This is a genomic window from Bacillus cereus group sp. BfR-BA-01441 (assembly GCF_022663075.1).
In the GTDB taxonomy this organism is placed as follows: domain Bacteria; phylum Bacillota; class Bacilli; order Bacillales; family Bacillaceae_G; genus Bacillus_A; species Bacillus_A cereus.
In genome coordinates this window covers 1-8,307 of sequence record NZ_JAKUEU010000131.1, presented here as the reverse complement: position 1 = coordinate 8,307, position 8,307 = coordinate 1, and the positions used below count along the sequence as shown (strand labels likewise).

Here is an 8,307-nt window from a genome sequence, read left to right as displayed (position 1 = left end):
GCCAGTTTCAGCGATAATAATTGCTAACATTAATACTGGATCAATACCTTCATCTTTTGCTACCTGTTTTATAACTTCACCTTTGGTACTAATAACCCCAGCGCGGGCGACCATAGCACCAAATTTCGCTTCATCTATTTGACCAGTGGTGTTACAAACAGCACCACCAGTCGTCATTCCACTTGTCTGATTACTCGCATCATGACCACCCTTTAAACTAACTGTAGAAACAGCCATAAAAAGGATAAAAATAATAATTAATAATCCACCAACTGTACCACCAATTTTCAAGAGAGCTGTTTTACCAATACCTTCAAGAAAGTCCTTCATAAACCAATCTCCTTACTTATTACTTTATCCCTTTATTTACATTGCATCTGAAAACACATTATAATTTTTTCTAAACCATAATTCTTCTTCCAAATTTGTTAAAAACACTTCCATTTTTACTTTCTTACTACCTAAATAATAGAAACCTTTACCAGCTTGTTCTTTCTTAGTTGCTTCAAATAACTCTAGGAAACTCTTATCATCCTCACTAAGACCCAATTGTAATGTTTCGTTTACGAATTCAACTTCTTTTCGTTTCATCGGTAAAATTAACATTTGAATTGCTTGGTCAAGAACCGCTTCACCATAGTTTCGATGGTCTGTTTTTGCTGAAAGGAAGTCACTAATTGATTGTGTCGCAACCGCTACACCACAGTTAAATGAACGTACAACTTTCATTAATTCAAATAAATATTCCATTGCAACAACAACTTTCGGATCAGCAATAATATGTGCTTCATCAATGTATAGTTTAGTTCGCTTACCATCACCATTTAAAATTTCATAACGTAAATGTGATAATAATAAGAAGTAAATCAATTTGTTTACTTCTTCCATTCTATAAACCGCTGAAATATCAAAATCAATTAGGTCATTATCCAATTTAACATTTGTAGGTTCGTTAAATAGATTGTTGTAAAGTCCTTCTTCACCATCTTCACCTTTACAATACGAAGAAAGAATTTGATGAAATTCCTTTAAAATTTCATATTTTTCAGGGTTATATCTTTCTTTACCTTTGTTTTTCCAATCGCTGATTAAATTAAATAAATCTTGTAATATAGGGAAATCTGTTCTTTTTAATTTACTAAAATCTATATCTTGTGTGATGTTTTTATCTCTGTAGACTTGTAGAATCGCTTGGTTAAGTGTCTGTCCTTGTAAAGCGTTCATTTGGGGATACATTAATTTGAAGAATACACCAAGCGTTGTAATTTTATCGAATAATGGGTTACTTTCTGAAACTTTATCACTATCATCATCTTCGGATGTTACAGCTCTTGCTGGTACATCAAAAATATTGACAACAGCCCCACCTTTTTCAAGGCCAAACTTAATCCACTCTCCACCCATTGCTTTATACATTGCACCATAATCTTTTTTGGGATCAATTGTATAAATTCTTACATCATCTTGAAAATCTCTAGTCATATCTGTACACATCGCTGTTGATTTACCAGACCCAGAAACTCCTACATAAGCACTATGTTTATTCAGTAGCTTCTCTTCATCAACTTTAACGATATTACCTGTCATCATATTTCTTCCTTTTATTTTACCGCCATCCATATAAATTTCATTTTCATGGAATGGGAAGGAATAAGAGACAGCTTGGGAACTCATAGCACGATATGTTAAATCATATACCTTGTTATTATTAAAAGGTAAAACACTATCAAAAGCATCTTTCGCAACTTTTCTTGGATATATTGCCTTACCAAAAGAACCTACTTCTGATTTAACACGCTCAACAACACGATTTAATTCCTCTTGTGTTGGAGCGACACAGTGAATTAATAATTGGAATTGGAACATTCTCTTACCTTTAAATACTGTATTGTTTAATAGCATATCCGCCGCAACGTTTTCAGCTTCGGCTCTTTTTTTAGTAACGCCTTTAGCATATTTTGAAGATTCTTTAATTTCATTTTGTTCTATAGCTACGTTTAATTGTTTAACAACTTTAGAGCTTTCAAAGTAATCAATATATTGAATGATAGAAACGTTTTCATCAAGATCCGTTAATCTTTGTATTGATTCTTGACTTAAAACAGATGTGTAATCAACAACCACTAACGTTTGTGTATAATTACCACCTGATATAATATTATCTTCTGTTTCTTCAATACTATCAGGAGCAATTCTGTTAACTATATTTGTATTTAATTTTTTATACGCTTGTTCAGTTGTTGCGTTATTCTTCTTTTTTCCCCACCCTAACCAATTTTTCAATCCCATTTTAACTAACACACTCCTTACATAATAAAAAATTATCTATTTAATCCTTAAAAACAAAAGGTTTTTTTCAATTTTACAAAAAATCATTTAAAAAAATTTTGAGAACAAAAATTTTATAAAATCCTTGTTCTCTCTAATTCTTCTTTCTCTCTTTCAACTTGAATCATTTCTTCTTCAGAAATACTTAAATCACCTAAATTATATTCATCTGAATAATCAATGTTTGCTTGTGCATTTTCATAATCAATCGTTGTATATAACAGTTGGAATAACTCTTCATTTTCAAGGATATTTGCTTTTAAAGTGTATCTACCTTGAAGCATATTTTCTATTTTCCCTTTTATTAATAATGCTTTTCTATTCACTTCTTTCAAACTCTGTTGAGTTGTTCCCTGTTCCGAAACAATGAAATATCTTTCTTTTGAAACCATTGATCTATTTTTTTGTATTTCATTACCCTTATCAATATAACTTTCAACGAACATACGTTGAATTTTACTTCTATCTTTAGCTTGTTCTCTAACATCCGCTAAGTAAGTTGTTAAATTTACAGGTTTCGTATATTGAGGAATCATCATAGGAAACCAATTTATATCAGCTTCTTGCAAAAAACCTTCCCATTGTCTAAGTGTTCTCCTTTTATCATTTTTAGGCATAGTTTCAAGGTTAACACTTGACACTTTAATTACTTTAACAAGCTTATCGTCTAATGTTTCATAGCAACCAGATGTGATGTTAAATACACCTAATTTACTTCTAATATCATTAGAAAAGTCTTCTTTTTCTTGTTTATCGAACATAAACTCTTTCTCCCTCATTGAGAATTTTAATGACCACATCATGCGTCTTCCTAATGAAATGTTTTTTCTGTCAGGATCTTTAATTAAAAGGCAAGCCCCCACTAGTGAAGCTGGAACTAGTGGGAGGATGAAGTTCATGCTATTAAGCCACCCCATCTTTAGCATTTGCCAATCACCTAATAATCCAAGTCCGACAAGGGGAGCGATAAACGCTAGGTCAATAACTCGAAAGTTAAACAGGTATCTGTACGGATCAATGTTTAAAGGTAATTCTATTTTGAATTCCCTTTCGAGTTCTTCTTGCCTTGCTAAAACTAAATTTTTAACGCTCGAATCCATCATCTTTAAAATGAACCCCTTTCGTTATTCGTAAGAATATTAGTGTGCGTTAGTTTGAACGAAAGTTAAGATAACTTTTGCTAATAACGCGATAGCGAAGATAATAACACACCAACCTAACCAACCTTTAAACTCTTCTCTTTTATGTTGTGGCCCCCAAATAGCACCAATACAAGTAATAAGAATAGCTAGACCAAAGATACCAATTAACATACCTGAAAATCCGCTAAAAATAGCTTCAATCAGGTTACCAAAAGCGCTAAAAAGATTCACTTTCGCATCTTCCTTTCCAATATTATGTTAGGATCTTCATCCAACATTTTATCAGCTTCCACTAAGTATTCTTTTTCAATTCTCAAACTTTTCGAAATATAAGAGGTTAAAGTTCTCTTCCTGTCTACACTAGCAAACAGAACCGCGATGTATTCAATAGAAGGTAGATAAATAGTTGTCGTCCATCCTTTTTTCATTTTTCTACGTTTGTATTGCTTTCGCTTTTTATACTCTTTTCTGATTTCCTCAAAACTTTTAATTCTAAGTTCATCTTCCGCTTTTTTAATAAACTTCTTATCTATGATGATACGCTTTCTAATAAAGTTTGTTTTAGCTTCATTAATTCGCTCACATGCAATTTCAACAGCTAGATAAGATCTATCACTCATTGTAATTGTGATAGCATGTTGTTTATTCCTTTCCTTAACGTCATTTCCAGAATCCAATAAATCCAAGCCACCTTTCATTTTGGGTAAATACAGTATACATTAAAACCGCCCATTTAATGAATTGGCAACCCTGATTTATCAATGTCAATAACGCGCCTAAAAATGAGCTTAGACTACATTTTAAGTATCTGTATAAAAAGCTTCTTTACTCATTGATTCCCCACCCCCTTTTAGCCTGTAAAACATCGACTTTGATGTTAAAAAATCATCCGTTAAAACCATGTGTATCAATGCTTCAAGTTGATTTTTCAAAAAATCAAATATCTATAATGTAATTGTACAGAATTTTCTTACCAATTGCAACCATTATTAGCACATTTTTTGGAAAAAAATTAGAATTTTTTTGAAGTTTTTTCGTTTTAGTTTTACATTCTAAATCAAAACGTGTATGATATAAAAAAATACAAAAAAAAGAAAAGTCTCTCTATCAGAATGTCTCCCCAGACCGTTTTGACTAGTAGGCTTTTCTTTTTTTCATTTTCTTGTTAATACCATATCCTTAAATTCGTCTTTAAATTCTGCATTGGTAATATAAAGCTCTTTTTTACTTCCATCTACTTTTTTCAAGTAATACTTTTTAGTGGCTTCATGATCAGATTTCAATGAGATCTCCATGTTACCATTTTTATCTTCTTTATTATTGAATTCATAATTTGTGTATGGAAAACTATCTGAACTTGTTAAAATTTTGCCATCTTTAAACTCAATATCTTCAACATGGTTAAAAGGTGTATGTTTACTTCCACTTAAAGCCCATTTACCATCTAATTCAACAGATTTAGAACCACATGCTGTTAATACAATAAACAAACCAAACATTAACAAAATAAAGCTAAATTTTTGTGCTTTGTTCATGCGATCACCCCTTATTAAATTCCATTCCTTTGTAAGTTCCTGTAAATTTTCCCCTTATATGAAAACCAAGGAAGAATTGTAATCAATGTTCCTAAAATAATATAAATGTTGTACATATTAAACACAAAGTTTACAATATACCAAATTTGAGTTCCTAACAAAAAACTATATGACATTTTAAACAATAAAGGTAATACTGTACCGGTAAAAACAAATGCTACAATCATTCCAAGTAAAGTTCCTAAAAATGATTGAAAAACATTACTAATTTGAATCGGAACAAACAATATCCCCTTTAATATCCGACCCATTCCTATCACTCCTTTTACTTATCATCTTCTAGACATTATATTTTTCAACTGACTTTTTGATAACGTTTCCTTAGGTTCTTTTGGTGACTCTGTTTCTTTAGATTTTATAACAGTTCCTTCCACTTTTCCAGATTCTTCTGAAACTTCCTCAACTGTTGTTGCTTCTTCATCATGTTTAGGAATATTAGTAGGTACTTGTGACGTTTGATTTTGATTTTGGTTATAGCCCATACCCATAGGAATATTTTGAGCTATTGCACTTATTGGAATTGTTATAATTTGTCCAGATTCAACTTGATTTAACAATCTAATTGCATCCCTAATCTTTTGTGACTTTCTACGTGTCTTTGTCCAATCATTTAATGTATCTTCAATATCCTTATCAACTTGCTGATCTATTGTAAAGTTGTGAGTTTTAGTTTTATTTTCGGTCATTGCATTTAATCTCCTTTTAAGTTAGATATATCTATATCCTTGCGTTAAAGCAAGGATATAGATATTGATATAAATTTATACTGTTAACAGCGTATTATTCTTCATCATCCCATGTATTCATTACTTCACCATATTTGAAGAATCCTTCAACACTTGCTGTTTGACTGTTTTTAACATAAGTTACATCTTCTTCATCATCAAAGTATGATGATAATTTATCTTTAATAATATTTTGTCCTCCACCAGTAATATAAATTTTCTCAATATGATCTCTGGTAGTAAGTACACCTTGAAATGTGCTTAAAGCTCGATCTAAAAAGTCTGTAATAGCTTCATCCGCATGTTCTTGGCAATTATGAGTTTTAGACCCAATTTTGAAGTTATAATCATTTTTAAACGCATCTTCGATATCATGAACTGTTAAAGTTTTAATTTTACTTAGGTTTCTAACTTTTTGATAAATTTTATTCATTCCTTTTGATAGTGTTTGACTTTCATCTGGATCACGTTTACCACCTTCGAAAACGTCAAGAATTGTTGTGCCAGCCCCAAAATCGTATATTGCAATACGTTTAGTAAAATCAGCGCTTATTTCTAAGTTTTCATCAATTAATTGGCTAAATAATGTTCCTAATGGCTGTTCTAACACTTCAACATGCTCAACAGTGATAATTTTCTCTGTACCATTTACTGTTACCACATGAGTTCCCATGAAAACTGTTTCAAGATCTTCTTGATCTTGTGTTTCTAATTCCTCTGATGGCATCCCAGTAACAACACGAACATTTAAGTTTTTTTCTTTGAAATCAGAAGCTAGTTCACCTAAAACAAAGTCAACTAATAACTCGTAGTTTTCTGATTTATATCTTTTATCAACCGTAAAAGAAGAAATTAATTTATCTGATGCTACAACTTCTTTAAGGCCTTCACCCCAAATGTATTTAGTTCCTTTTTGTGTAACACTTTCAAAAACTTTAAATTTAAGTCCATCTTCATCTTCAACATTGTTTTGTCTTGAAATGTTAGTGCTGGATTTCAGCATATCTTTTTCTTTAGCAATAGAACTTGGTGCAACAAATGGTTTGTTTCTGTTTTTAGATTTTGCTTTTACAAAACCATTTCCTAAATCAATCGCGAATGTTGTTAAAGTTGTCATTTAAATTCCCCCATATATAAAAAATTTTATTATTGATATGTAACACATTTATTAAGTTCCTACCTTTATTCTACTATGTATTCAATATATAGTCAACATATATTAAGTGTTTGATCAATAATTTTCTATTTGTAATTACATTTTATTATACACCTAATATATAGTCAACATACACTTAACATACATTTAATGTATATTATTGTTTATTTTTTACTTATATATTGCGTGATATTCAAGATACTTATTGTTTTCACACAACAAAGGCTTTTCTCCATGCAAAAGACAGGTAGTATTTTTTTGAGAAAAAGCACTCAAAAAAATCTCCACCTTCCCGTTGGGCTTTTTAGCATTCCGAAATTCAGGGGGGGTTTTGCTTCGCGTCAAGCCGACATACCAAAAACTAGGTTGTTATGGTTATCGACTTGTACTATCCAGTATACCCCCCTGAAACGCCAGAGCTTCCGTCCTAAGCTTTTGTTCCTGTTCTATATATTTATGACACTATAAGGGGCTAGCCTACCACCCAAAAACAAGGGGAAAACATTAATGAATGAGGATATGCAATTACAAATTTTTTACTTGTTTCCAAATATTTGCGCTATAGAATCCCATTTAAATCCCATATCTAAATAAGTTCCTGAAACTAAGTAATTTTCTAATGTAATAGAAGTAATATCAACTTCTTTTCCTTCATTTTGTGCAATAGCAAGAACACGATTCTTTAATTCATTTAGCTTATCTTCATTCATAACTTCTTTTTCAGGGTTATTGTTTTCTTCTTGATCTCGTTCATTCATCCATTTTGGGACTAGTTCTTTACGTGTAACTTTAGTTTGTTTTTCATTTAGTTGTTCTTCAGATTGACCATTAATTTCAGTTTTTATGGCTTTTTCTAATAATCCTCGAAAACTAGATTTTACTTTAGATTTTAGTACACGAGAAATAACAGCACTAAATTGAGCTTCTGTTGTTTCGCTTTTATAAATCTCAAATAATTCTAAGATGATATTTAATTTTTCTTCTGTCAATCTATCAATATTTTTCCCCATTATAATTTTAGTAGTATCAAATAACTCTGATTTTTCTACTTCATTATAGATAGATAGATATTTAGGTTTTAGTTTAGAAATATTAGATTTTAATTCTAAAAGATTAAGTTCTAATTCAGATAGATTAGGTTTTAGTTTACTTTCATTTTGCAAGTTACCGTAACTTTCATTTTGCAAGTTACCATAACTTTCATCTTGCAAGTTACTGTAACTTGCATTTTGCAAGTTACCTTGATTCTTCTGTTTTTCTTGATGTTTTTGAGCTTTTTTTTGATTAGTAACTTTCTTTTCTTTACGGAGTTCATTAATTGCATTAATATACTCCCAGCGCTCCTGTAAAACTGTAGGTTC

9 protein-coding genes and 1 pseudogene are annotated in these 8,307 nt (G+C 30.9%); all 10 read right to left on the bottom strand.

From position 1 onward, the window contains the following. Positions 1–330 (bottom strand): annotated as a pseudogene (locus MR107_RS28160) (hypothetical protein); the annotation flags it as partial. 36 nt (positions 331–366) lie between these two features. Beyond that, positions 367–2,289, bottom strand: a complete 1,923-nt coding sequence (locus MR107_RS28155; protein ID WP_242293011.1) for a VirB4 family type IV secretion system protein — start codon at positions 2,287–2,289, stop codon at positions 367–369. A 113-nt stretch (positions 2,290–2,402) separates the two neighbouring features. Further along, positions 2,403–3,089 carry a hypothetical protein gene (locus MR107_RS28150; protein ID WP_242293010.1) on the bottom strand — a complete coding sequence of 229 codons (687 nt, stop codon included), beginning with the start codon at positions 3,087–3,089 and terminating at the stop codon, positions 2,403–2,405. A 378-nt stretch (positions 3,090–3,467) separates the two neighbouring features. Beyond that, positions 3,468–3,701 (bottom strand): hypothetical protein, encoded by a 234-nt coding sequence (locus MR107_RS28145; RefSeq protein WP_001048303.1) that lies wholly within the window; start codon positions 3,699–3,701, stop codon positions 3,468–3,470. Beyond that, complete coding sequence (locus tag MR107_RS28140; protein ID WP_000377018.1) at positions 3,698–4,147, bottom strand: hypothetical protein; 450 nt, start codon at positions 4,145–4,147, stop codon at positions 3,698–3,700. The genes MR107_RS28145 and MR107_RS28140 overlap by 4 nt, the downstream gene beginning before the upstream one ends. A 477-nt stretch (positions 4,148–4,624) precedes the next feature. Beyond that, a complete protein-coding gene (locus MR107_RS28135) occupies positions 4,625–5,005 on the bottom strand; it encodes a hypothetical protein (protein ID WP_001030453.1) in 381 nt (126 codons plus the stop codon). Between the two features lie 14 nt (positions 5,006–5,019). Further along, positions 5,020–5,316, bottom strand: a complete 297-nt coding sequence (locus tag MR107_RS28130) for a hypothetical protein (RefSeq protein WP_242293009.1) — start codon at positions 5,314–5,316, stop codon at positions 5,020–5,022. Between the two features lie 21 nt (positions 5,317–5,337). Next, the gene (locus MR107_RS28125; protein WP_242293008.1) at positions 5,338–5,751 is read right to left on the bottom strand and encodes a hypothetical protein; all 414 of its coding nucleotides are present in this window, start codon (positions 5,749–5,751) and stop codon (positions 5,338–5,340) included. A 94-nt stretch (positions 5,752–5,845) separates the two neighbouring features. Then, positions 5,846–6,907, bottom strand: coding sequence for a ParM/StbA family protein (locus tag MR107_RS28120; RefSeq protein ID WP_242293007.1), 1,062 nt, complete (start codon positions 6,905–6,907; stop codon positions 5,846–5,848). A 575-nt stretch (positions 6,908–7,482) separates the two neighbouring features. Beyond that, the coding region (locus tag MR107_RS28115) for a hypothetical protein (protein WP_242293006.1) at positions 7,483–8,307 on the bottom strand (825 nt) is incomplete at its 5' end.